Genomic DNA, 23,706 nt, shown 5'->3' with positions numbered 1-23,706 from the left:
TTCCGCGACAGAATAGCGGATCAGCGTCACCGACTCTCGCTCCGAGTTGTCCGGGAATACGCTCGCGAAAGAAGTTTCTGTGGATTGAGGAGATAGTGCGGAAGATCAATGGTCGTCGAATGACGGGCCCCTCGGCGGCATGTCATCCGACTTCCCCTATGCTCCGTCGCAGCCGGACGTCCTTGCAAGCGCTGGCTTCCAGCTCTGCTATCCCTACTCGCATTATGACAGGTTCTGCGTGCCGTGGACCGCGTTCCGGCAGACGATGTCCCGCCCACGAGCCATTTGGAATGGAAGCGATTTCGGTATCGCGTCACCTCGGAGGCTCAAAAGCGGACGGTACGGGCACGTGAAGCCTGCGTTCGATGCCCCTACCCCGGCTCCGGCCGCTGACGGCTCCACCCCACGCGCTGGCATAACAGAGACAAGCAAACGGATGGCATCGGTTCATGAATATGGATCGAAGGCACGTGACTTAAGCCCCAGCTATCAAACCCGGAATTCGAAATCCACGCAGGCCGGATCGGAAATAGAATTACCGGAAATATTTTTTCCAGTCTATTTTCGTTATCAGAAGATCTATCAGTGGGCCCGAAGTGTTATCCACAAATTTCGATCCTTCACCGGCGCCAATTCTCTGCCATGGCCTATCCAGATAGCGAGTAAAGCGATAAGTAGTATAACAGCTCAACTACAATGGTCGAAAAATGAATCACTCCGACAAAGACTCTTACAAACACCTCGATTCGGATGAATCTAAGATATCTTCTGAAGATAAAGATCACAATCCTTCCGACCAATGGCCCCTTGATCTGACCGGTATCGAGCTGTCCTCCGACGGCATGCCTGAATTCCCTTTGGATATCTTACCGGAAGATATTTGCACTTGGACCACTTCGAGTGCCGGCTGCACCGGAACGCCCCGCGATTACATCGCGATGACGCTGCTGAGCGTAGTCTCTTACTTGCTCGGAAGCACGCGACAGGCGCGTCCGAACGGCACATGGACGGCCCCGACTTTCCTGTGGCCCGTACTGGTAGGCCCCCCTTCGACGGGCAAATCACCAGCGATGAAACGCGTACTGGATCGGGTTCTCGAGCTTCAGAACGAGCTTCGCGAATCCCATGGCGAACGACACGCCGAGTGGCGGGAGGCGAGCGCGGAGGTCGAAGATCGGAACAGGCAGCTGAAGGTCGCCGCCGCGAGGGGCATTCGGCTGCCGGAAGGCGCGTTGCCCGATGCCGGTCCCGAACCCGTCTCGCCGCAGCTTCTCGTCGAAGAGGCAACATCGGCTGGACTCGAGGCCGTCCTGCAGCGAAATCCGCGGGGTGTTCTCTTGTACTTGGACGAAATCGCCTCCCTTCTTTCATCGAACGGCTCGGACGCGAATCGAATACGCCGGATGCTCCTGAACGGGTTCGACGCAAGCCCGTACAGGCGTGAGAAATCCAGTGAAGCCGTCGAGATCGAACGGCTTGCGATCGGTCTCGTCGGCGCGATCCAGCCGGCCATTCTTTCCAAGCTGATCACGCGCAGTGCGGCAGACGGCCTCGCATCGCGGTTTCTTTTCGTCGTCGGATCTCCTGCCGAGCTGAACACCAAGGCCCCATCGCCGGACGACGAAAACATTCTTCGGCTGTTGCGACGCCTCATGTCCTTGGAGTGTCCCGATCCGATGCGGCCGCATCGGCCCGGTGATGTCCGTTTCTCCGATGCCGCGGTGGAGCTTCTGGGGAAGTGCCGCCTTGCCGCCCGGGTCAGCGAAGAGAAGTCGGGCGGGACGATCGGCAGCTTCCTTGGCAAGGCGCCGGGCACGATCGTGCGCCTTGCGGTGACCCTTCGTTACCTGGACTGGGCCCATACCGACGAAGCCGAAGAGCCGGCACAGATCGAAATCGAAGATGTCGAGCGCGCGGGTAAATTATTTGGTGAATATTTGATGAAACACGCACGGACCGCCCTCTTCGCTGCCGAGCAGCCCCCCGAGCTTCGCCGTGCCGCGGCGCTGCTCGACTACATTCGCAAGACCGGAGAATCCCGTCCGACCAGGCGGATGCTCATGCGCGCGGGTGTCGCGGGATTGTCGAAGCAGGATGATCTCGACGATGCGATCATGCGTCTCGAAAGTGCCGGCGCATTGCGCTGGACATCGGACCGGACACTTCGTCCGCAAGGCGGCCGCCCCAGCCCCTACTTCCAGGTTCACCCCGACATCCTCGGCAAGACCTGACCGCATGATTCATCTCGCGGATCGCTCCGGCGCCACCTGAGGTCTCCTTATGAGCAATGAGACTCTGACTCATCGGACAAACGAAACGGACTCATGAAACACAAACTCGTTCTAAGCATCGAACCAAGCTCCGCCTCTGATGTCCGTGCGCTGGACGCTCACGAGCGGATCCGGACCCATGATGGAACCTCCGCAATCGACCCTTCACGCAGCCATTTGAATCGGGTGCTTCACGGAAATGCTGAGGGACCGCAAGCAGCGCTCACCGCGCTTTATGATACCGGCGCCGCGGCCCGCCCGGCTCCCCAGGCGGAGCGGCCCTACTTACGATTGGTCCTCAGTGCCTCATCCTCGTTTTTCCGCCCGGACGATCCGGAGGCTGTCGGTACCTACTCCGAGGACCGCCTCACCCGGTGGCTGGAGGCTGCGATGTCATGGCTGAGGGCTGAGGTTGGAGAGGACCTCGTCCACGCCTCGCTTCATTGCGACGAAGATACGCCTCACGTCCATGCGTTGATCGTCCCGACTTACATGAAGGGCCCGCGCCTTCCGGGCAAACGCAAGTCCGGGGAGACCGACGAAGAGTTCGACGCCCGACGCAAGAAGGCGTCCGATGCGCCGCCAAAGAGGACCGTAGGGCGCGCCAGTAATTCGTACTGGAAGAAAGCCAATTCGTTCACGATTTTCCGGACCGCTTTCGCGAAAGCCATGGCCCCCCTCGGCATCGTCTACGGAGAGGATCGGAGCCCGAATGCCCCTGCGGGAATCTCCGGCAGAGAGTACATCCGACAGCAAACCGTCGAGCTTCGCCGTGAGAGGAAAGCATTGGCCCAGGAACGGAGCCAATTCGAGGCGCAGCGAACGGCCGACGAGAAAGAACGGGTGGCGATGAAGCTCAGAATGGACCAGATTGCCTCGAGAGAGTTAGAGCAGCGTCGGAACGCCGCTGATCTGGCAGAGCGGGAAAAGGTCCTGAACAAGGAAATGGAGAACTTGCAGATCCGCACCCGTGTCTACGAGGAGCAGGAGGCACGGATCGCACATGATAAACGAAAGATCAGGAAGGTGTTCGCGATGCTGAAGACGGCCCTGAACAGGATGGCCGATATCCTCGGTGTGTCCCCGGACTTAAACAAGATTGGCATCACGCTCGATGAACTCGAACGCGAGAACGCAGCGCTTATCGAAATCCCTGAAGATGATGATGGAGTAGGCCTGGGGATGTAAGCAAGGTCAAGCGCCGCCACTACGAGAATCTCAATGGAACTCAGGCGCGGTTCGAAGCTCCTGTAATTACCGGTGGGTTCTACCAGATCACTTAGTCTGAGTGCGGTTTTGTCGGGTGCAATCGAGATAGACTGGTTTCGTCGGGTAGGTCGGATAAAGCATCGGTTTTGTCAGGTACAAATGGTGGAGTGTCCCGACCGAGTGCTTCAGTTTGAATGTAAATACACGGTCGGTTTCTGGTCTATCGGGACGATACTTTTGGGTGCTGGGGGCCGGTAGCCCGAAGAGCTGTGCGGTCTGAACGCATTGGAGTGGCGTCGCCAGCGTTCGATGAGGGTCCGGGCCTCGCGCAGCGTCGTGACGACCTCGCCGTTCAGCAATTCATCCAAGAAGCGGGCATCGAATCTCTCATAGTAGCCGTTTCCCCATGGTGCGCTGGTTATGATGAATGCGGTTTTGTCAACGGCGGAGTAAAAACCGGCCACGTGGCGGCGCAAAACCAGGCCAGTGTCTGGGTGCTGAGCGCCATGGCGCGCGCGCTCACCAAATAGCTGGCGCGTGCCATGGCGCTTTGGCCCGGAGGGCCAATCCTGCGACGGGTGACCAGGTAGTGGCTTCGGCCTTACGGGCGCGGCTCTGACCAAGCCGATAGCTGTCGCCGTTCATCTCGAGGATGGTGACATGGTGGGTCAGCCGGTCGAGCAGAGCGCCGGTCAGACGTTCGGTGCCGAAGGTCTCCGTCCATTCGTCGAACGGCAGGTTGCTGGTGATCATCGTGGAGCCGCGCTCGTAGCGCTGCGAGATCAGCTCGAACAAGAGCTCGGCGCCGGTCTTGGACAGCGGCACGAACCCGAGTTCGTCGATGATCAGCAATCTGACGCCGGCCAGCTGCTTTTGCAGTCGGAGCAATCGGCGTTCGTCACGGGCCTCCATCAACTCGTTGACCAGCGCCGCGGCAGTGATGAAGCTGACCGACAGCCCCTTCTGGCAGGCGGCCAGTCCTAATCCGAGAGCGACATGGGTCTTGCCCGTGCCACTGGGCCCAAGGGCGATGACGTTCTCGCGTCGGTCGACCCATTCGCAGCGGGCAAGCTCCAGCACCTGCATCTTGTTGAGCTTCGGGATCGCCTTGAAGTCGAAGCTGTCGAGGCTCCTGGCGGCCGGGAACTTCGCAGCCTTGATGCGGCGCTCGACCATCCTGCGTTCGCGGTCGATCAGTTCCAGCTCCACGAGACGGGCCAGGAACTGGACATGGTCGAGCCCCTCGGCGGCGCACTGGCGCGCCAGCTTCTCATACTCGCGCAGGAAGGTGGGCAGCTTCAGCGTCTTCAGATGATCCGCGAGCAGGATCTTCGGGGCCGCGGTCATGCTGCATCCCCCGACAGCAGGGCCATGTAGCTGGCCGCCGACGTCGTCGCGACCTCAGCGCGCGGCAGGTAGGGATAGACGTCGAGGTCGAGCCTCGGCGGCCGCCTCTCGACGTGGCAGAGGACGAGGTGCTTCACGGCGTCGAACCCGACCGCGCCTAGGTGCAGCGCCTTCTTCACGGCGGCCTGGAGGTCGTCGACGTCGAAGGTCTCCAGCAGCCGCAGGACCTGGACGTATTCGCGGCGCCCGGCCTTGATCATCCGCGCCTCCATCAGGCGGCGCAGGGTCGCGAACTCGGGCGGCAGATCCCACTCAGCCAAGGGCGCAGCCTGATCCAAAGCGTTGATCTTGCGCTCGATGAGCGGAAGGTAATGCACCGGATCGAAGACCGTGTCCTCACGGTCGTAGCAGCGGGGATGACGGGCGATGACCTCGCCACCGCAGCCGATGACCACCTCGTCCACATAGCCCCTGATCCAGACGTCACGGTGGCCGTAGGCCACCGGCACCGAGTAGTCGTTGGTCTTATAGCGCACCAGCGCCTGGGAGCTGACCCGCCCGGTGGCCTGGTCGCAGGCATCGAATGGCGCCGCCGGCAGGTCGGACATCGCGGCCAGATCGTGGGCGAGCCGGTCCCCGATCGTCTCGGATTGGCCGCGCAGGACGTCCGACTGCCGCTTGCGACACCGCTCCTCCAGGTAGGCGTTGAACGCATCCCAAGTCGCGAACCGCGGGATCGGCACCATAAAGTTGCGGCGGGAGTAGCCGACCAACCCCTCCACGTTGCCCTTGTCGTTCCCCTTGCCAGGGCGGCCGTAACGATCGCGGAACAGGTAATGCGACAAGAACCCGCTGAAGAGCGTGGCCCGCCGGCGCGTCCCGTCCGGGAGGATCTTCGCCACCAAGCAGCGGTCGTTGTCGTAGACGACCGAAACGGGCACCTTGCCGAAGAACGCGAAAGCGTGGACGTGGCCGTCGACCCATGCTTCCGCCGTCGCCGCGGGATACGCTCGCACGAAGCAGGCATCGCTGTGCGGCAGATCCAGAACGAAGAAATGCGCCTTCTGCTCGACCCCGCCGATTACGACCACCGCCTCGCCGAAGTCGGCCTGAGCATGGCCCGGCGGATGCGCCAATGGCACGAACACCTCGCGGCCGCGACGCTCGCGCTCCCGCATGTAGTCCTTTACGATCGTGTAGCCGCCGGTGAAGCCATGCTCGTCGCGAAGCCGCTCGAACACCCGCTTTGCCGTGTGCCGCTGCTTGCGATGGACCTCGCGGTCGCCTTCCAGCCAGCCGTCGATGATCCCGGTGAACGCGTCCAGCTTCGGCCGCTTCACGGGGGCCGTCCGCCGGTATCCGGGCGGAACCGAGAACGCCATCATCTTGGCCACGCTATCGCGCGAGATGTTGAAATGCCGCGCCGCCTCTCGCTGGCTCATGCCCTCCGCACAGGCCAGCCGAACCTTCCGATACAAGTCCATGGTGAAAATCCTCCCGCCCTCCCTGTCATCAGAAAGGGTCAAGGTGGCCGACTTTTACGCCGCCCGCAGCAAGCTCATCCCGCCGCTCCCGTGGCCGACTTTTCCACCGCCGTTCTCAGGCCGTTTTGACGCTCTAGGTTTCTGCCGCAGGGCCGCTTTCGCGATCACCGCAATCTAGTGTATCTGCACCAGAGCTGGTTTTCGACCCGGACCTGCGAAATCCGCTTCATCTTGCAAGATTGACCATCGGGATCAGTAGGCCAAGCAGTATGGGTTGATGGATCAGGTAGACCGTCAGGCTGTGTCGGCCGAGCCATGCCAAAGATCGCGCCGTGTGTCCGTGCAACGGGCGAGCGTATAGGATCAAGTTTCGCGCGAAAGCGATCCGGGTTCCTGCGATGCCGAACAGCGTCAATCCGATCCACGGGAAAAAGGGAACGAAGTCGTTGCTGGGCGGTGGATAGGCCGCGAAGCCGGTCCAGGCCAGCCATCGCGGATCGAAGGTTTCCGATGTCCAGAGAAAGCCCAACGCATAGGTCGCGAAGCCAAGCCCCACGATGACGGATGTGGAGAGCCGTGAAACGAGAACGCCCACCACGCTCGCGACCGCGATCGCGTGCAGAATGCCGAAATAGACGAAGTTCTGCGGGAAGATCACGCGTGTTACGACGCTGATGATCACCGCGGCCACAATCAGAACGACGAGACGTCGTAAAAATGCCTGTCGCCGGAAACCGCCTGCTGTTGCGAGCACGAGACTTACGCCCACCAAGACCATGAACGTTCCCGCGAGCAAGCGACCGAACAGTAACCAGAATGGGTGAACGGAGATTCCCGGAGGAATGACACCGAGGAAGGCGAGGTCCCAAACCAGGTGAAAGAGCACGACACCCGCAATCGCGATCCCTCGAACGACATCGACGATGTCGAGACGCGGGATGCCGGTCTTCGGGTCGAGGATTTCCGATGCGGGCAATTCTTGCATAAACAACTCTAACTTCCACGCACCCATTCGATTGCCGCTCCCATCTGGGCTGGGTCGAAGCTGTACATCTCGGCTCGGGTCAGGGCGTCGGCCAGCTTTGTGCCCCATTCCATCAAGACGCCTTCGCCAACGACGGCCACGCGGCTGAAGTCGTTCGCGTGCGCGGTGTCGATCTCCAGGTCTTCCAGCATCGCAGTCGGGCCCTCGTAGCCGTCGAAGTCGGTCAGATCGAGAACGAGACCGGGTTTGCCTGGCCTTTCGAGCCGCTCGTGCAGAGGCCCATGCATTCTCTCCAGGTCGCTTTCGCTCAGCTTACCCGGGCAGGCGATGCCGATGACATTGCTGTCCGCCGTCTCGATCTCCGTAAACATGGAATTCTCTTATTTTTAGGACTTGCCGTGGCCGTAGAGGTCGGCGTTCTCGTGCGAGCGGTTTTCATGCTCGAATTCGAGGCTTGAATGCCCGATGCCGAATTCCTCTTTGAGGCGGTTTTTGATCGCGGCTTTGATGTCTTCGATCCGGTCCCAGCCCCCATCGGTCAGCACGACATGGCAGTCGAGAGCGGCCTCATGCTCTTGCATCTGCCAGAGATGGACGTGGTGGACATCAGCCACGCCATCTTCGTCGCGCATCGCATCGATGACCGCCCCGTTGTCCATGTCCGGCGGGCTGCCCAGCATCAGCGTGCGGATCGGGCCACCGATCTCGGTAACGGCGAGATAGAGGATATAGAGCGCGATTCCGATCGTGATTGCAGGATCGACCCACCACATGTCGTAGAGCAGGATGAGTGTCCCAGCCACGATCACGGCGACCGAGGCCAGTGCGTCCGACAGGTTATGCAGGAACAGCGCGCGGATGTTCACGCTGCCCTTCTGCATCGAGTAGGTGAGAACCGCCGTCAGGGTATCCACGACCAGTGCCACCCCGCCGAGTATCACCACGGTCCAGGCGCCGACCTCCGGCGGGTCGATGATCCGCATTCCTCCTTCGTAGATGAGATAGAAACCGATGAGGATCAGCGTCGTGTAGTTGATGAGAGCGGCGACGATCTCGACCCGGCCGTAGCCAAAGGTCATGCGTTCATCCGCGGGACGCCGCGCGATCTTTCGTGCCACGAACGCGATGACCAACGATGCCATATCCGAAAAGTTGTGCAACGCGTCGGCGATCAGGGCGAGGCTGCCGGACAGGATTCCGCCCACGATTTGCGCGACCGTCAGAATACCGTTGGCCCAAATCGCTATGGAGACGCGGCGGTCGCCGGAATCGGGGTCAAGGTGGGCGTGGCTGTGATCGTGCGGCACAAAAAGACTCCTCGAATCGTTCGAAGAGGGATGTAAGGGCTACAGCAACTATAGGTTCAAGCCCTCTGATCACGTCCCCCGCGGCGCTGCTAGAATGATCATTGCGCCGATCAGGCAAACTGCGGTTCCTACCAGGTCCCATCTGTCCGGGCGTTGGCCTTCGGCCAGCCACATCCAGAGCACGGACGCCGCAATATAGACGCCGCCATAGGCCGCAAAGGCACGTCCCGCGACAGCGGTCTCGACCTGTGCAAGCAGCCAACCGAAGATTGCAAGCGATAGGATTCCGGGCACCAGCCAGAGTGACGTGGCCCCAAGACGCCACCACGCCCAAATTGCAAAGCAACCGGCAATCTCGGCCAATGCAGCTAAGGGATAAGCAACAGCTGCGTGCATGTCAGTCGCGGGTTCGCTGGCGAGTTTTCTGACCGACAGGATCGTCGTGGACAGCCTCGTGATGCTCTCCATGCGCATCCTTCAATATCTCAATCCCGCCCCAGGCGGCCACGACAGCCACGGCGACACCGACCGCCAGATCGGGCCAGTTGGTCCCCAGCCAAGCGACGAGCATACCGGCGATGATAATGCCGGCATTTGCCAGAAAGTCGTTCATCGTGAAAATGTTGGCGGCGCGCACGTTGACATCCGGATCGGAGATCCTGCGCAAGAGAACGACGCAGACGAGGTTCACAGCGGCGGCAATCAGCGCCATCACGATCATCACAGGGCCCAGCGGTTCCGATCCTTCGAGGTAACGGCGGCCGGCGTCGAACAGAATACCGATGGCGAACAGGATCAGCACACTCCCGGAAACGGTCGCTGCGATCCGCTTCCATCTGGCCGACCGGGACAGCGCGAACAGGCTCAGGGCATAGACGAACGCGTCGGATGTGTTGTCGAGGCCGTTGGCGATCAGCGACGTGGAGTCGCCGAACGCGCCGGTTATGAAGAACGCCACCGCAATCGCCGCATTCAGCAAGAGCACGATCCACAGGATACGACGTTGACGCGCGTCTTTCGGCTGAATGCTTGCGCTCAACGCGTGTCTCCCTAGCGGCGAAGGGCGAACGGATCGCCCGGCCTCATTGTTCCCGTATGGCAGTGCCTATGCACCAATCTCATCGTGATCGGTTAAGCATTCCGAATGGTCCCGCAGGACCTCAAGCACTCGACAATCGGCCGTTTGTCCGCCAGCGCATTCGCGCACCATGCGTTTCAACTCGGTGCGCAAGGCCTCGAGACGCGCGATGCGCTGCTCAACCTGACGAAGCTGCCGACGCGCGATTGCGTCAGCGTTCTCGCAGGATCGGTCGGGTTCATCGCTCAGGTCTAGAAGCTCCCTGATGGCTTCGAGCGTGAAGCCCAGCTGACGGGCATGGCGCACGAAAGCCAACCGGTCGAGTTCGTCTTCCCCGTAGCGACGCTGACCGCCCGCCGTTCGCCCCGGCTCGGGCATCAAGCCGATCTGTTCATAGTAGCGGATCGTCTGGACCTTGGTCCCGGTCTTCTTGGCGAGATTACCAATCGTCAGCATGTCCAACCTCTTTAAAGCTACAGCTCCAGTAGGTTCCGGATCGTGGACTGACAAGCGTTCTTCGCTCCAATCACAGATTTGCGACAAAACGACTTATGCGATGGAAATGGCTTGAACCTCTAGCAGCTGCAGGATGTATCTCCCGCGCTTACAAGGCCCCCCAGAGATCCCAAGGCACATTGAGAATGACATTTCTGCAGAAATCCCTTTGGACGCTGGTAGGTATCGCCGCACTTTTTTTTCTGTGGCTTCTGCTTTGGGTCGACTACCGCTTCGACACCGCGCGGGAGACCGGAAATGCGATTCAGGCCGAGTTCGAACTTACGGATCATACCGGAATGGTCCGGACACAGGATGATTTTGCGGGACGATGGATGCTGGTTTTCTTCGGGTTCGCGAATTGCCCCGATGTCTGTCCAACAACTCTCGCCGAAGTCGCGGTCGTCGTCGACACGCTCGGAGACGATGCCGATAAGGTTCAGCCGCTTTTCGTCTCCATCTATCCCGAACGCGACACGCCGGTCGCTCTCGCCAATTACGTGCCGATGTTCGACGCGGACATCATCGGCCTTACCGGGACACCCGATCAAATCGAACGGACGGCCCGGAACTTCCCCATCTTCTATGAGAAGATCGAAGAGGCCGCCGCGCCGGACGGCTACACGATGGCTCACACATCGCATCTGCTGCTCTTCGGTCCGGATGCCGACTTTGTCACGACTTGGGCCTACGGAACGCCCGCCGAAGCCATTCTTGCGGACCTGCGGGAGCTATTGCCGTGACGAGGTCGACACCCTCCGCAGAAATGGCGCTTTCGGGGGCTTGGGTTGTTGCGTTGTTCTCCTCGCTCGCCGTGCTTTTCATCGGTGAGGTTCTGGGCCAGACGCCTTGCAATCTGTGCTGGTTTCAGCGGGCTTTCATGTTTCCGATCGCGATTGTCCTGGGTCTCGGCCTTTGGTGGAACGACTTGCGTGTTGGGCGATATGCCTTGGCTCTGTCCCTTGGTGGTGGTGCGATCGCGTTGTGGCATCTGGGGCTTTATACCGGTCTGCTGCCTGAACGTGTCCAACCTTGCACTGCCAGTGGACCGTCCTGCACGGACGAAAACCAGTTGATCCTCGGCATGCCGATCCCGCTGCTATCGCTTCTGGCTTTCGCGTTTATCGCTGCATTGTCCGTCGCTTCACTCAAAGAAAGAAAACCATGACCCGCCGCCCCGTGATCCTTTCTGTTCTAGCGCTCGCCCTGGTGCTATTCACTATAGCCGCCTGGTTCGTAACGCGGCCCGCGCCGGTTGCCCAAAACCAAGCCGTCACGCCCGAAATCGCTGAAACGCTGGTCCGTCCGTATTCTCCCGTGCTGGGTGCCGAGGACGCGCCCGTCACGATCGTCGAGTTCTTCGACCCGGCCTGCGAGGCGTGCCGAGCGTTCCACCCGATCATCAAGGATATCCTGGCCGAGTATGACGGAACTGTGCGTCTCGTGATTCGCTATACCCCGTTCCATGGTGCAGCGTCCGAGGAAGCAGTGCGGGTACTCGAAGCGGCTCGGATGCAGGATGTTTATCTACCGGTCCTGGAAGCCGTCCTACGCGAGCAGCCCCGGTGGGCGTCCCACGGCGCGCCAGAGCCCGGCCTGATACTGGGAATCGCCGCCGAGGCCGGTCTGGACATCGAAGCCGCGGAAATGCAGGTGAAGGCGCCGCAGACGATCGGCATCCTCAACCAGGATCGCGCCGATGTTGAAGCCGTTGGCGTGCGGCAGACGCCGACCTTCTTCGTCAACAGCAAACCGGTCGAGCCGTTCGGCGAAGCGGGGTTGCGCGCTTTGGTTGCCGAAGAGGTCGCGGCGGCTGGCGCGTGATTGGACCGAACCAAAAATTGAGAGATCAACACGTGACTTGGAAAGTGATGACTATTCTGGCTAGTCTGGCTGCGACCGCAAGCCTGTCCAACACTGCGTCGGCCGGCACCGACGACATCGTCGTCGAAGAGCCATGGGCGCGAGCCTCAATCGGGAAAAGTCGACCGGGTGCAGCCTATCTGACATTGCGCAACGTGGGCGCAGAGCCCGTGACATTGACGGCCGTCGAGACACCTGTCGCCATGATGGCGGAAGTTCATCTGACCGAAACGGACGAACGCGGTATCAGTACCATGTCCCCGGCGGGAGAAATCACCGTTGCGCCGGGAGAAAACGTTTCACTGGAACCTGGCGGGCTTCACGCGATGCTGATGAAGCTACAAGAGCCCATGAAAGAGGGCGAAACCGTCCCGATGACGCTGATCTTCTCGGATGGCGTTGAGATCGAAATCGAGGTGCCGGTCCTCGGCATTGCCGCGCGTGGACCTGAAGGCTGATGCGGCGTCGTCCATTCCTGACCTACGCCGCTGCGGCAATCGCGGTGGTCGGCCTTGTGCTTTTTGTGGGCTGGTGGCGCGTGGATGGACCTGGAGCGCCGCCGGAGATCGGTACACGTCCACTACCGCTTGACGAGATGGAGTTCCGGTTGACGAACCAGGACGGCGAAGATGTCGGCCCGGACACGCTGGTAGGGCGACCCAGCCTGGTGTTCTTCGGCTTCACCTATTGCCCGGACGTCTGCCCGACCACGCTGGCAGATATCTCGGACTGGTTGGACGCACTGGGCGACGATGCCCAACGGCTTGATGTCGTGTTCATCACGGTCGATCCCGACCGCGACACGGTCGAGGCCATGGCGGAATATGTCGACTACTTTCATCCCGCGATCGAGGGATGGACCGGCGCCGACGACCAGATCGCCCGTGCGGTTGAAGGTTTCCGCGCAAACTACGAGAAAGTACCGACAGAGGGCGGTGACTACACGATGAACCACACGGCGAGCGTATTCTTGTTCGACGTCGAGGGCCGGTTCGTCACGACCATCGACTATCACGAACCGCGGGAATTCGCGGTGCCGAAGATCCGGCGCGCGATGAAAGAAGAAACGGGAGAGGCGACATGAAAATCAGGTATCTGGTGACAGGAATATTCGCGGCGGGCGGCTTCGTAACGGGCGGTATCCTTTTACTGGACAAGACGGGACAGGAACCTGTTCCGCTCGCGCTTCGCGCCGCCGCTTCCTGGATGCCGGAGCCTATGGAGGTGCCCACCTTTGCCAGCGCGGCTGCCCTCGATCCGAAATTCGATCAGGACGAAGTAGTACCTACCTTCACAACCCCAGTTCTTACCGTCGCTGAGATCGCCGGGACATCTGCCCCGGTGATCGCGCCGCTTCTAAAGGTCTGGTCGCGCGAAGTCGCCGCTGGCGAAACACTCGACGTGCTCCTGGCGGAGGCAGGGCTTGAAGGTTCTGAGCGCGCTGAGGTCTCCCTTGCGCTTGCAGCGGAATATGATTTGCGCAGGCTACGTCCAGGACATGGTCTGACGGTCGAGACGGAGATCAAAGGAGCCTTGCGACGGGTGTTGCTGGATGTCGACGACGGCGTTCAGATCGAAACCGTCTTCGGGCCAAATATAGCGACCCGCGTTCTTTCCCCCGAACCCGAGCTGGTGATCCTCGCGGCGGAGGCACACATCGAGAGTTCCGTCTTCGGGGCGCTCGCCGACGCAGGTATCCCCGCGCGCTTTGCAGTCGATCTGGCAGAGATGCTTGGCGGCACGGTAAATTTTCGGCGGGACCTCTCGGGAGGCGAGGTCATTAGGTTGATGTGGCGCGAGCAACGGGTCGAAGGCGGAGTGATCGGGCAACCCGAACTGAATTTCGCGGTGCTCGACCTCGGCGATACGCAATTCGAAATCGTGTGGCCCGACGATGGCACCGGACAGGCTACGATCTATCGGGACGGCGAGGTGATGCGGGTCTTTGCTCAACCCGTCGAAGGCGCGCGCCTAAGCTCGGTCTTCGGTCGCCGGACGCATCCGGTCTATGGCGATACTCGGATGCATACTGGGGTGGATTTCGCCGCACCGCGCGGAACACCGATTTCGGCAACCGCGCCCGGCCGTATCAGCTTCATCGGGCGACGCGGCGGTTACGGGCGGGTCGTTGAAATCGCGCATGGCTCCGAGACCATGACCCGCTACGCGCATCTCAGTGCGGTTCCAGACCGGCTGGCGGTTGGCGATCGCGTGGCGGCGGGCGATACGATCGGCCGTGTCGGCGCGACTGGTACGGCGACTGGTCCCAACTTGCACTACGAGGTGCGTGTCGACGGACGGCCCACCGACCCTCTTTCAGACGAACGTCTCGCGCAGGCCGCAAAGCAAGAAGCGCAGAACGACGGCGCCGTCGCGCGCCTCGGCGCGGCACGGGCTCTTCTTAACGAACAACTCGCGGCCTTGCTTGCAGAAACCTCACACGAAAGGCTTTAACCAATGAAACGACCGATCATGGTCCTGTCATTCGCCCTCTCATTTTTTCCCGTTGCGAAGGTTTCCGCAGAGCAATCGCAGATCGAGGTCTACAAGACCAACAGCTGCGGCTGCTGTGTCGCCTGGATGAACCATCTCGACGAAAACGGCTTCGAGACGACCGGGCACAACATGTTCGGTGGATCTCTTGTCCGCTTCAAGCTCGACAACGGCGTTCCTCAGCGGATGGTGTCCTGCCATACGGGCCTGATCGATGGTTACGTGATCGAAGGCCATGTCCCGGCTGCGGACATATCCAGATTGCTTGAGGAACGCCCGGAGGCCGTGGGCCTCGCCGTACCAAAGATGCCGCTGGGGTCCCCGGGCATGGATCAGGGCAGTCGTCGCGATGCATACGATGTCTTTCTGATCAATAAAGATGGCTCGACCGAGGTTTTTGCCAGCTATCCCGGCAACTGACCCAAGGCCTTCGGAAGGAAATCTGATTTGGAATCCCTATCTCCGATAGCGCTAGGCTTCTTCGGAAGCCTCGCGGCCGGTTCGCTGACCGCAATCGGCGCAGTACCGGTGCTGTTCGGTCGTATCCCATCGCGGGCCACCAGGGACCTGTCGCTCGGCTTTGCAGCCGGCGTCATGCTGGCCGCGTCGTTCTTCTCGCTGATCATCCCGGCCTTGGACGCGGCCGAAGGTCAGTTCGAGAACGGTGCCGCGCCAGCCGCCATTGTCTGTGTCGCGATCCTGCTCGGTATGGGCGCGGTCGCTATGTTGAACGAGAAGCTACCGCACGAGCACTTCTCGACGGGCCGGGAGGGGCCGGACGCGGTCGCCCTGAGGCGTGTGTGGCTGTTCATCTTCGCGATCACGATCCACAACTTCCCCGAGGGCCTCGCCGTCGGGGTCGGCTTCGGTGCCAACGGCCTTTCCGGCGGCCTGCCGCTCGCGCTCGGGATCGGCCTGCAGAACGCGCCCGAAGGGCTCGCGGTGGCGGTTTCGCTACTGGGCGAAGGCTATTCGAAGTGGCGTGCGTGGGGCATCGCTGCTCTGACCGGGATGGTCGAACCTGTCGGCGGGCTTATCGGCGCGGGCATCATCAGCCTTTCGCAACCGCTTCTGCCCTGGGGTCTCGCCTTCGCGGCCGGTGCGATGCTGTACGTTATCAGCCACGAGATCATTCCCGAAACCCACCGAAGCGGCAACCAGAACCGCGCGACCCTTGGCCTGTCGGTCGGGCTGGTTCTCATGCTGTTCCTCGATGTCTGGCTTGGATAAGATCATGACGAGTATGAACAGCCCGCGTGCTCTGGGCCTGACCAGCGCGATTACCGCCATCATCGCCGATCAGGCAACTAAGGCAGTTGTCGTCGCAAATGCCGATGCCTTGGGCTCCGAAATTGCCGTTTTTCCGGGCTTCAACCTTGTCTTCGGGCGCAACGACGGCGTGACGTTCGGCATGCTTGGCGGTACGCCATGGTGGGGTCTCTCGCTTCTTGCCTCGAGTATCTGCCTCTGGCTGGCCATCATGTTGTACCGCTCGGACAGCCGGATCGAGGCATTGGCCTATGGGGCGATCATCGGCGGCGCGCTCGGCAACGTCATCGACCGCGTGCGCTTCGGCGGGGTCACTGACTTCCTGGATTTCTATGCTGGGCAAATGCACTGGCCCGCCTTCAATCTGGCGGATGTCTTTGTGGTCTGCGGCGTCGCGCTGCTGCTTTTGGCATCTGTCTTCGAGCGGCACGGGAACAGCTCGAGGGTTGGTCAGGAATAAATTTCGATAGGTGTTCCATCCCGCACTATGGCGTAGATTTCCTCGATTTGCCGATCCGTCACCGAAATGCAGCCCGCCGTCCAGTCGCGCTTGTCGACCGGGTCGATCCCGGGCCGCGGCCCGCCGTGAATGAAGATGTCGCCCCCGGGCGATTTGCCTTCAGTGGCGGCGAAGGCCCGGTCCTGCGCGTTCGGATAGGAGATACCGATCGACAGGTGGAACAGGCTGTCGGGATTGCGTCGGTCGATGACATACGATCCCTCAGGCGTCCGTCCGTCTCCTTCGAACTGTTTGTGACCGATCGGTGCGAAACCCAGTCCGATGGGATAGGTGCGCAGGGGCCCTTCGGCGCCATCGAGAACGAGCAACCGTCTTCCCTTGAAAAGCCGCAGGCGTGAAACCTGAGGGCCATCATAGCTGCGGAACTTGGTCGCACAGGCCGACAGAAGCGTGGCCGCAGCGCCAAGCAGCGCGATCCGTCTCGTGAGTCTGATATACTGCATCGATGGATGCCCCGTTTTCGAGGTTCTCTACTTCGTCGGATAAGCCACAAGAATGCGTGCGGATCAATGTCCGTGCGCCAGCGCGCCCTGTGCCATGCGTTCGCCCACCGGCTCGCCACCTTTCGGGGGTGACTTGCGTTCGGCAGCGTTCAGCAGTCGCAGGGCGTTGGCCACCACCAAAAGCGACACGCCCACATCGGCCGCGATGGCCCCCCACATCGACGCTAATCCGAAGGCAGTGGCCACGACGAACGCGGCTTTCGTCGCCAGAGAAATGCCGATATTCTGATGAATGATCGACATGGTGCGGCGCGAATGACCGATCAACCACGGAACCCGGGCGATGTCGTCGGTCATCAGCGCGATATCTGCTGTCTCGATTGCCGCATCAGAGCCGACAGCCCCCATGGCGATGCCGTAATGCGCCCGCGCCATCGCCGGCGCGTCGTTCACACCGTCACCGATCATCGCAACCATGTCGTGAGTGGCCACCAGTTCCTCGATGGCCGTGACCTTGTCCTCCGGCAGAAGCTCGGCTCGGACCTCGTCGATCCCGACTTCGGCCGCGACGGCACGCGCGGTGCGTTCGTTGTCTCCGGTCAGCATGACGATGGTCTTCACGCCCTGCGCATGCAGCGCGGCGATGACGCCCTTTGCATCCGGCCTGATCCGGTCGCGCAGCTCCAGGACGCCGACGACCCCGGTATCGTCACCCACTGCGACGAGCGTGGATCCGCTGGCTTCGATACGGGTCCGCAAGTCGCCGGGGATCGCTTTGCCGTGGCCTTTCTCCTCGGCGAAGCGGTCGGAGCCCAGCCAAATCGACCGTCCATCAGACTGCCCTTCCAGACCCCGGCCGGGCACTGTACGCGTCTCGTCCGCTGCGGTGACGGTCAGACCATCGCTTGCGGCGCGGTCCAGGATCGCGCGCGCTAGCGGGTGCGACGAGCGCGCTTCCAGTGCGGCTGCGAGGGACAGGAGTTCGGTTTCGCTTACCTGACCTATGGTGTGGATGCCCGCCACCTCCGGCTCGCCCATCGTGATCGTGCCGGTCTTATCCATTGCCAGCGCCGTCGTCCGGCCCGGTGCCTCGACATAGGCACCGCCCTTGATCAGCACGCCCGCCCTCGCCGACGCGGTCAGCGAGGCGACGATCGACACAGGTGTCGAGATCACCAGAGCACAGGGGCAGGCAATGACCAGGAGCACCAGGGCATTGTAGAACCAGGAGTCCCAGGCGCCACCGAAGAGAAGCGGCGGTAAAAGCGCGATCGCGACCGCAATTGCCATGACCACGGGCGTGTAGATGCGCGCGAATTTCGCCACCCATTGCTCTACCGGCGCGCGGCGGGCATGAGCGTCGCCGACCATGCGGATGATCTTTGCCAGCACCGTATCAGATGCAAGTTTCGTCGCGCGCACGGTCAGCGTGCCTTCGCCATTGATCGTGCCGGCATAGACCTCGTCGCCGGGTTCCTTGGCGACCAGCGCGCTTTCGCCGGTGATGGGGGCTTGATCGACCGCGCCGGCACCGTCTGTCACCTCTCCGTCAAGCGCGATGCGATCACCGCCACGCACGATGAAACGGTCCCCGATAGCGACATCTGTCGCCGGAACGTCCGCCTCGGTGCCGTCCGCCCGGATCAGTCGCGCCGTCGGCGGCGCAAGGTCCAAAAGGGCCGAGACCGCATTGCGCGCCCGGCCGACGCTCCAGCTTTCGAGATAGAGGGAAAGCGAGAAGAAGAAGGCCACAGTTGCCGCCTCGAAGAACTCGCCCAGGCCGATCGCACCCGCGACCGCCACGACCATCAGCAGGTTCATGTCCGGCGAAAGCCTTCTCGCTGAAGACCAAGCCTTGGGCGCAACCAGCCAGACACCGAACAGGATCGCGATTCCAAACAGACCTGCCTCGATCAATGGCATCGGAGCATTGCCATGGCCAGAAAATATGCCGACCGCACCACCCAGCCCGGTCTCGATCAGGTGCCACAGGAACCCTGCAGCCCAGAGACCGCCGCTGAGCATAGTAAATCGTTTCTGACGGGAAAGATGGGCTGCCTGATCTTGCGAAGCCGTTTCGGCATCCCATGGCCGGGCCGTCATGCCGGTGCTTGCCACCAGTTCCGCAACCCGGTCGTCTGTGACGGGTTTGGCGCTGTCCAGAACGGTCATGCGCCCGTTGATGACGTCGAAGGCCAAATGCTCCTTGCCGCCGATCTCGGGTCCGACAACGCGATTGAGAATTGCGATCTCCTCTGCGCAATCGAGACCGAACACCTGGAAGTTGCGCCCATCGCCCGGGGTCGTCGCGGTTGTCGCCATCCCTTCGTCATCGTGTGCGTTGCCGCAACAACCAACCATCTCTTGCCGATGTGCGGTGACGTGATCGTGAACATGGGGGTCGGAAGGCATTGGCGGACCTCTAAACTTGAGAGTTCAGCCATTGAGATAGCTCCTACAGTAGCTAGAGCTTCAAGACCCAATCGTGTTTTTGGCGTTGTTCATCGAGTGCGAGGATGGAAAAGGTTATCTCCAAATCGGAAAACGACGGGGAAATGGCCATGCGCTTCAGACCGATAACCTTTGCTGTGGCAACGCTCGCCCTTGGTGCGTGTTCGACACTTGATGGCACAGCCCGCGAGACACGTCAGCAAGAGGCGCTTCAGGCCCAACTTTTTGGCTTGGCGGCATCTGACCAGGATGTTGCCTCGGCGCGGCTGAGACCCGAAGACGGGTGCTACTGGTATCGCCATTCCGGCCGTGTCGAAACAACAGAACTCCCGCTTCGCACGCCGGGTGGCCAACAGATTTGCGCACCTTCTGAAACGTGACCACCACTACCGGATGGCTCGCAACGGTCTGATCGGACGACTTCCGACGACATTTCGCGCCGGAAGCCGTGGTTTTGCGCCTTCAACTGCGCGGGGATACGCTGTCGTCGGCCGAGTAAAGATACGCGGTCGAACCGAGCTCGACCTTTGGGTAAAGCTGGTTGATGTGTGCCATAACCATGCGGACGCACCCTGAACTTGCCCGCGAACCGATAGACCGTGGATAAGGCGTACCGTGGATCCGCAGATAGGTATCCCGGTCTCCGACATAGAGATAGAGCGCCCGCGACCCCAAGGCATTGCTCGGACCCGGTTCCATTCCATCCTCGTACTGCGCATAGACTTCGGGCTCGCGCTCGATCATCGACTGGGTTGGCGTCCAGTGCGGCCACTCGACCTTGCGCTTGATCGTGTAGGTGCCCGGCTCGTAAAGATCGCCCCGCCCGATGGCCACCCCATAGCGCATCGCAGTCCCACCTTCCTCGATATGATAGAGATACCGCGCTACTGCATCGACATGGATGTCGCCCGGAGTCAGCCCGTCGTTCGCAACGACCCGTTGTGGCAGGAACCGCGGGTCCAGACCCCACGGATTGGAGGTCGCCGGATCAAAGCCCGGCGGTGTCACCTGCGCGTCCCAAGCAGCCTTTTCCGCTGCAGTCGGCTGGGTGCTCGAAAGAGCGGGACCTGCTGCCGCAGCCGAAAACAGCGCGGAACTCGTTGCAATGAAATGGCGTCTTGTCAGCATGCTTTGCTTCCCTCTTCAATATTTAGCTCGGTGTCGCCGAAGAATTCGAGACACTTTGCAGTAGGATGGGACCTACACCAGCTAGAGGTTCAAGGCTCCGCGATCAGAAAATTGTGAGGATTCTCTGGAGACATGTGCGAACGCATCTCCCTGGGAACCGATCTAAAGAAATCCAGTAATATCTTCCGCCGCTCGGAAATCTCAATACTGTTGCTCATAAATTGAAGGGGATTGTCTCCGTATTTGTTTCGGACTGCTGAACCGGTCATTCGAGTAATCTGGCTCAACGACGGCAAGTTCCGCATAGCTGACTTTGCAGCGACGGGCAGCGAAGGTCGGCTTCGAGCCCTTTTTGACCGAAGCTGCGGAGCGGATGAATGGCGGCTTTGGCTTTCCGTTGGATACCATAGGATGGCGGGTTACTTCGTCGCGGAATTCCGCTCCTCTTCCAGCCAGGAAAAATTGCCGAAAACTACGCTCTCAAACGGTCCAGAATTTTACGGATCGCATCATGACCGGAACGTGGCATGACAAGTCCATTCTAGATGACGTTCGTTTCATGTGCAGGAAGCCGGTCGCGACCGGCTTCCTGCACTTTTTCTGCTACTTTAGCTCTACGACTGTGAGCTTGCCTTCGACGCGATCCGCAACGAATTCGATGTCCTGACCTTCGGCCATGCGTGCGAGGGTTTCCTCGTCCGCGCGAAACACCATTGTCATGGCGGGCATGTCGAGATCTACGAGTTCTTCGTGGATGATCGTCACCTTTCCGGCTTCGGCATCTAGCGCTTTCACACTGCCTTTGGTGAATGTCGGCTCCGCCGCCAGCAACATGGACGAGGTCGCAGCAACGGCAAATGCGGTCGCGGAGAGAGTCGAGATGAATAGTTTCTTCATGTTGTTTTCCTTAGTATGATAGGGGAAGTAGGGTTGTTCACTCGACCACGACGGGACCGTGCATGCCTGCCTCGTAGTGACCGAGGATGAGGCAGGCAAACTCGAACTCACCCTCGTTCGCAAAGGTCCAGACGATTTCGCCCTCTTCGCCCGACTGAAGCCGGACGGCGTTCGGATCGTCGTGTTCCATTTCAGGGAACCTTGCCATCAGTTCCTTGTGCTCCTGATTGGCTTCGGCGGTGTCGAGGACGAATTCGTGTTCCTGCTCTCCATCATTGGTGATCACGAGACGGACCGTTTCTCCCTCCGAAAAAGTGAGCTTACGCGGCTCGAACAGCATTTCGCCATCATCGGTTTCGAGCATCGAGACCTCCACCGTCCGGCTGGCCTGGTCCGCATCCGCAGGCATGCCGATCGCCATCTCAGCGTCGTCGTGGCCGCCCTCATGCTTGCCCGCAGCGAAAACCGGAGCGGTCAGTGACAGCATTGCTGCCGAGAGAATTATCGTTTTTCTCATAGTTTTTCCTTCTGGATGTTGAGGATTGTGTTGGGAGGTTAGTCGACGGTCAGGGGACCGTGCATTCCTGCCTCGTAATGGCCGGGAATCAGGCAGGCGAATTCGAAGTCTCCTTCGTTCGCAAATGTCCAGATGAGTGTCCGGGTCTCTTCGGGCTCGACCCGAACGGCATAGTCAGCCTCATGACGCATGTCATCGAAGCCTTGCATCTCATCGCGGTGATCCGCGATTTCCCCGGGCGTCGCCATTACGAAGTCGTGGGGCCCGGATCCTTCGTTCGTAAGGACGAATTGGATAGTCTCGCCGTGCGCGATTTCGATCGCGTCCGGATTGAAACCCATGACATGATCGGAGGCATCGACCATCGACACGCGGATGGTCCGATCAATCAGCGCGGGTTCGCCGGGATACCCGATCGGCACGTTTCCGGCGTGGAGCACCGGGCCGTCGTGGGCGCCCCGGTGATAGCCGTTTGCAAGTGCCATGCCCGGAGCGGCAAGCGCTCCGAGCATGGCGACCGCAACAAGTGTCTTCTTCATCGTAAGACTCCTCACTACTGCTCTTTGGTTTCTCAGCCGCTGATCTTTGACAGATCGGTGTAACGGGTGGCCGCATCGGTAACTTCGACAGGCGCGGGCACGTCGCCGGTCCATTCGGCCACCGTGGTTTCCGGCGGGCTGTCGTACCAGCCGGGGTCGGAGTAGTCGCCCGCCGCAATTCCTTGGCGAACCTTCACGACCGAGAACATGCCGCCCATCTCGATCGGCCCGTACTTTCCCCAGCCGTTCATCATCGGAACGGTGTTCTTGGGGATCGGCATCTCCATCTTGCCCATGTCGGCCATGCCAGCGGTACCCATCGGCATATATTCGGGCTGCACCTGACGGATCTTCTGTGTCACGGCCGTCTTGTCGGCCCCGATGAACGTCGGGATATCGTGTCCCATCGCGTTCATTGTGTGGTGCGACTTGTGGCAGTGGATCGCCCAGTCGCCCAAGTGGTCCGCCTTGAAATCGAAGGCGCGCATCGCGCCCACCGGAATATCGATGGAGACCTCGGGCCAAGCGACTTCCGGCGGCACCCAACCACCATCGGTGCAAGAGACCTTGAAGTCGTATCCGTGCATGTGGATCGGATGGTTCGTCATCGTCAGGTTGCCGACGCGCACACGCACATCATCCCCTTGGCTGACAACCAGCGGATCGATTCCGGGGAAGATGCGGCTGTTCCACGTCCACAGATTGAAATCCGTCATCTCCATGATGCGCGGAACATAGGTTCCCGGATCGATGTCGAAGGCATTCAGCATGATCAGGAAGTCGCGATCGACACGGCGGAAGGTCGGGTCCTTGGGGTGAACGACGAACATACCCATCATCCCCATTGCCATCTGCACCATCTCGTCGGCGTGGGGGTGGTACATGAACGTGCCCGACTTCAGCAGGTCGAACTCGTAAGCGTAGGTCTTTCCGGTTGGAATGCCCGGACCGCTCAGGCCGTGCACGCCGTCCATGCCCGAGGGCAGGATCTGTCCGTGCCAATGAACAGAGGTCGGTTCGGGAAGGCGGTTGGTGACGAAGATGCGAACCCGGTCGCCTTCCACGGCCTCGATGGTCGGGCCAGTGGAGGTCCCGTTGTAGCCCCAGAGATATGCAGTGGTGCCTTCGGCCAGTTCACGCTCTACCGGTTCTGCGACGAGGTGAAATTCCTTCACACCGTCCTTCATTCGGAACGGCAGGGTCCATCCGTTAAGTGTGACCACGGGATTGTAATCGACCCCGGTGGTGGGGGCGACGGGGGTCTGAGTGCCCGACGCGCTTGTCAGCGCGGCTTCCGGCAGACTGCGGTTCGAGGTCTGGGACCAGGCCTGAGTGGAAACCAGAGTAGCACCTGCCACTCCGGTACCGAGAAGTTGACGTCTGTTGAGCATCGTTTCGTTCCTTTGAATAA

At 60.7% G+C, this 23,706-nt stretch carries 28 protein-coding genes; 12 read left to right on the top strand and 16 right to left on the bottom strand.

Annotation, left to right across the window (positions count from 1 at the left end; all coding sequences use genetic code 11):
- Positions 1-707: 707 nt before the first annotated feature.
- Both FIU81_RS00965 and FIU81_RS00960 read left to right on the top strand, forming a co-directional pair.
- The gene (locus tag FIU81_RS00965) at positions 708-2,231 is read left to right on the top strand and encodes a DUF3987 domain-containing protein (RefSeq protein ID WP_124111121.1); all 1,524 of its coding nucleotides are present in this window, start codon (positions 708-710) and stop codon (positions 2,229-2,231) included.
- 93 nt (positions 2,232-2,324) lie between these two features.
- Complete coding sequence (locus FIU81_RS00960; protein WP_124111122.1) at positions 2,325-3,458, top strand: plasmid recombination protein; 1,134 nt, start codon at positions 2,325-2,327, stop codon at positions 3,456-3,458.
- A 206-nt stretch (positions 3,459-3,664) separates the two neighbouring features.
- Here the strand turns inward: FIU81_RS00960 and FIU81_RS16620 are convergent, their stop codons facing one another.
- The 9 genes from FIU81_RS16620 to FIU81_RS00915 all read right to left on the bottom strand — a co-directional run bounded on the left by FIU81_RS16620 (position 3,665) and on the right by FIU81_RS00915 (position 10,136).
- Entirely contained in the window at positions 3,665-3,943 is a 279-nt protein-coding gene (locus FIU81_RS16620) for an integrase core domain-containing protein (protein WP_172971368.1), read from the bottom strand.
- A gap of 55 nt (positions 3,944-3,998) precedes the next feature.
- Positions 3,999-4,826, bottom strand: a complete 828-nt coding sequence (istB, locus tag FIU81_RS00950) for an IS21-like element helper ATPase IstB (RefSeq protein WP_254695963.1) — start codon at positions 4,824-4,826, stop codon at positions 3,999-4,001.
- On the bottom strand, positions 4,823-6,268 hold the full coding sequence (istA, locus tag FIU81_RS00945) for an IS21 family transposase (RefSeq protein WP_254696033.1): 1,446 nt from the start codon (positions 6,266-6,268) through the stop codon (positions 4,823-4,825). Before istA ends, istB begins: the two co-directional genes overlap by 4 nt.
- Before the next feature lie 268 nt (positions 6,269-6,536).
- Positions 6,537-7,322: a heparan-alpha-glucosaminide N-acetyltransferase gene (locus FIU81_RS00940; RefSeq protein WP_216644266.1), complete on the bottom strand. Its 786-nt coding sequence runs from the start codon at positions 7,320-7,322 to the stop codon at positions 6,537-6,539.
- The gene (locus tag FIU81_RS00935) at positions 7,304-7,666 is read right to left on the bottom strand and encodes an STAS/SEC14 domain-containing protein (protein ID WP_124111124.1); all 363 of its coding nucleotides are present in this window, start codon (positions 7,664-7,666) and stop codon (positions 7,304-7,306) included. The genes FIU81_RS00940 and FIU81_RS00935 overlap by 19 nt, the downstream gene beginning before the upstream one ends.
- Positions 7,667-7,681: 15 nt before the next feature.
- On the bottom strand, positions 7,682-8,602 hold the full coding sequence (locus FIU81_RS00930; RefSeq protein WP_124111125.1) for a cation diffusion facilitator family transporter: 921 nt from the start codon (positions 8,600-8,602) through the stop codon (positions 7,682-7,684).
- A gap of 69 nt (positions 8,603-8,671) precedes the next feature.
- Positions 8,672-8,998 carry a YnfA family protein gene (locus tag FIU81_RS00925; protein WP_124111171.1) on the bottom strand — a complete coding sequence of 109 codons (327 nt, stop codon included), beginning with the start codon at positions 8,996-8,998 and terminating at the stop codon, positions 8,672-8,674.
- A gap of 1 nt (position 8,999) precedes the next feature.
- On the bottom strand, positions 9,000-9,641 hold the full coding sequence (locus FIU81_RS00920; RefSeq protein WP_254695962.1) for a cation diffusion facilitator family transporter: 642 nt from the start codon (positions 9,639-9,641) through the stop codon (positions 9,000-9,002).
- Between the two features lie 66 nt (positions 9,642-9,707).
- Positions 9,708-10,136 carry a MerR family transcriptional regulator gene (locus FIU81_RS00915; protein ID WP_108892396.1) on the bottom strand — a complete coding sequence of 143 codons (429 nt, stop codon included), beginning with the start codon at positions 10,134-10,136 and terminating at the stop codon, positions 9,708-9,710.
- A gap of 185 nt (positions 10,137-10,321) precedes the next feature.
- On the opposite strand from FIU81_RS00915, the gene FIU81_RS00910 reads away from it, so the two are divergent.
- From FIU81_RS00910 to lspA, 9 genes are read left to right on the top strand one after another with little or no spacing between them, the layout of a single operon-like run.
- Entirely contained in the window at positions 10,322-10,918 is a 597-nt protein-coding gene (locus tag FIU81_RS00910; RefSeq protein ID WP_172971367.1) for an SCO family protein, read from the top strand.
- 23 nt (positions 10,919-10,941) lie between these two features.
- On the top strand, positions 10,942-11,343 hold the full coding sequence (locus tag FIU81_RS00905; RefSeq protein ID WP_124111126.1) for a disulfide bond formation protein B: 402 nt from the start codon (positions 10,942-10,944) through the stop codon (positions 11,341-11,343).
- Positions 11,340-11,999, top strand: coding sequence for a DsbA family protein (locus FIU81_RS00900; RefSeq protein ID WP_124111127.1), 660 nt, complete (start codon positions 11,340-11,342; stop codon positions 11,997-11,999). The genes FIU81_RS00905 and FIU81_RS00900 overlap by 4 nt, the downstream gene beginning before the upstream one ends.
- A 47-nt stretch (positions 12,000-12,046) precedes the next feature.
- Entirely contained in the window at positions 12,047-12,496 is a 450-nt protein-coding gene (locus tag FIU81_RS00895; protein ID WP_124111128.1) for a copper chaperone PCu(A)C, read from the top strand.
- Positions 12,496-13,122, top strand: coding sequence for an SCO family protein (locus FIU81_RS00890; protein WP_124111129.1), 627 nt, complete (start codon positions 12,496-12,498; stop codon positions 13,120-13,122). Before FIU81_RS00895 ends, FIU81_RS00890 begins: the two co-directional genes overlap by 1 nt.
- Positions 13,119-14,492: a M23 family metallopeptidase gene (locus tag FIU81_RS00885; protein WP_124111130.1), complete on the top strand. Its 1,374-nt coding sequence runs from the start codon at positions 13,119-13,121 to the stop codon at positions 14,490-14,492. The genes FIU81_RS00890 and FIU81_RS00885 overlap by 4 nt, the downstream gene beginning before the upstream one ends.
- A gap of 3 nt (positions 14,493-14,495) precedes the next feature.
- Entirely contained in the window at positions 14,496-14,951 is a 456-nt protein-coding gene (locus FIU81_RS00880; RefSeq protein WP_124111131.1) for a DUF411 domain-containing protein, read from the top strand.
- A 27-nt stretch (positions 14,952-14,978) separates the two neighbouring features.
- Complete coding sequence (locus tag FIU81_RS00875) at positions 14,979-15,761, top strand: ZIP family metal transporter (RefSeq protein WP_124111132.1); 783 nt, start codon at positions 14,979-14,981, stop codon at positions 15,759-15,761.
- A gap of 4 nt (positions 15,762-15,765) precedes the next feature.
- The gene (lspA, locus tag FIU81_RS00870; protein ID WP_172971366.1) at positions 15,766-16,260 is read left to right on the top strand and encodes a signal peptidase II; all 495 of its coding nucleotides are present in this window, start codon (positions 15,766-15,768) and stop codon (positions 16,258-16,260) included.
- Here lspA and FIU81_RS00865 read toward each other — a convergent pair.
- Complete coding sequence (locus FIU81_RS00865; protein ID WP_124111133.1) at positions 16,251-16,763, bottom strand: L,D-transpeptidase family protein; 513 nt, start codon at positions 16,761-16,763, stop codon at positions 16,251-16,253. The genes lspA and FIU81_RS00865 overlap by 10 nt on opposite strands.
- A 63-nt stretch (positions 16,764-16,826) precedes the next feature.
- Positions 16,827-19,175: a heavy metal translocating P-type ATPase gene (locus FIU81_RS00860; RefSeq protein ID WP_124111134.1), complete on the bottom strand. Its 2,349-nt coding sequence runs from the start codon at positions 19,173-19,175 to the stop codon at positions 16,827-16,829.
- A gap of 104 nt (positions 19,176-19,279) precedes the next feature.
- On the opposite strand from FIU81_RS00860, the gene FIU81_RS00855 reads away from it, so the two are divergent.
- Positions 19,280-19,594, top strand: coding sequence for a hypothetical protein (locus FIU81_RS00855; protein ID WP_254695960.1), 315 nt, complete (start codon positions 19,280-19,282; stop codon positions 19,592-19,594).
- 82 nt (positions 19,595-19,676) lie between these two features.
- On the opposite strand, the gene FIU81_RS00850 is transcribed toward FIU81_RS00855, so the two are convergent.
- The 5 genes from FIU81_RS00850 to FIU81_RS00830 all read right to left on the bottom strand — a co-directional run bounded on the left by FIU81_RS00850 (position 19,677) and on the right by FIU81_RS00830 (position 23,686).
- Positions 19,677-20,342 carry a L,D-transpeptidase gene (locus FIU81_RS00850; RefSeq protein WP_124111135.1) on the bottom strand — a complete coding sequence of 222 codons (666 nt, stop codon included), beginning with the start codon at positions 20,340-20,342 and terminating at the stop codon, positions 19,677-19,679.
- Between the two features lie 603 nt (positions 20,343-20,945).
- Complete coding sequence (locus FIU81_RS17075; RefSeq protein ID WP_124111136.1) at positions 20,946-21,239, bottom strand: copper-binding protein; 294 nt, start codon at positions 21,237-21,239, stop codon at positions 20,946-20,948.
- Positions 21,240-21,276: 37 nt separating this feature from the next.
- Positions 21,277-21,756: a plastocyanin/azurin family copper-binding protein gene (locus FIU81_RS17070; RefSeq protein WP_124111137.1), complete on the bottom strand. Its 480-nt coding sequence runs from the start codon at positions 21,754-21,756 to the stop codon at positions 21,277-21,279.
- Positions 21,757-21,794: 38 nt separating this feature from the next.
- A complete protein-coding gene (locus FIU81_RS00835; protein WP_216644265.1) occupies positions 21,795-22,295 on the bottom strand; it encodes a plastocyanin/azurin family copper-binding protein in 501 nt (166 codons plus the stop codon).
- A gap of 32 nt (positions 22,296-22,327) precedes the next feature.
- On the bottom strand, positions 22,328-23,686 hold the full coding sequence (locus FIU81_RS00830) for a multicopper oxidase family protein (RefSeq protein WP_124111138.1): 1,359 nt from the start codon (positions 23,684-23,686) through the stop codon (positions 22,328-22,330).
- Positions 23,687-23,706 lie beyond the last annotated feature (20 nt).

The sequence above is a fragment of the Palleronia sp. THAF1 genome, assembly GCF_009363795.1.
Classification (GTDB): Bacteria; Pseudomonadota; Alphaproteobacteria; order Rhodobacterales; family Rhodobacteraceae; genus Palleronia.
Note: the sequence above shows the minus strand (reverse complement) of the source record. Positions and strands in the feature narration are given on the sequence as shown.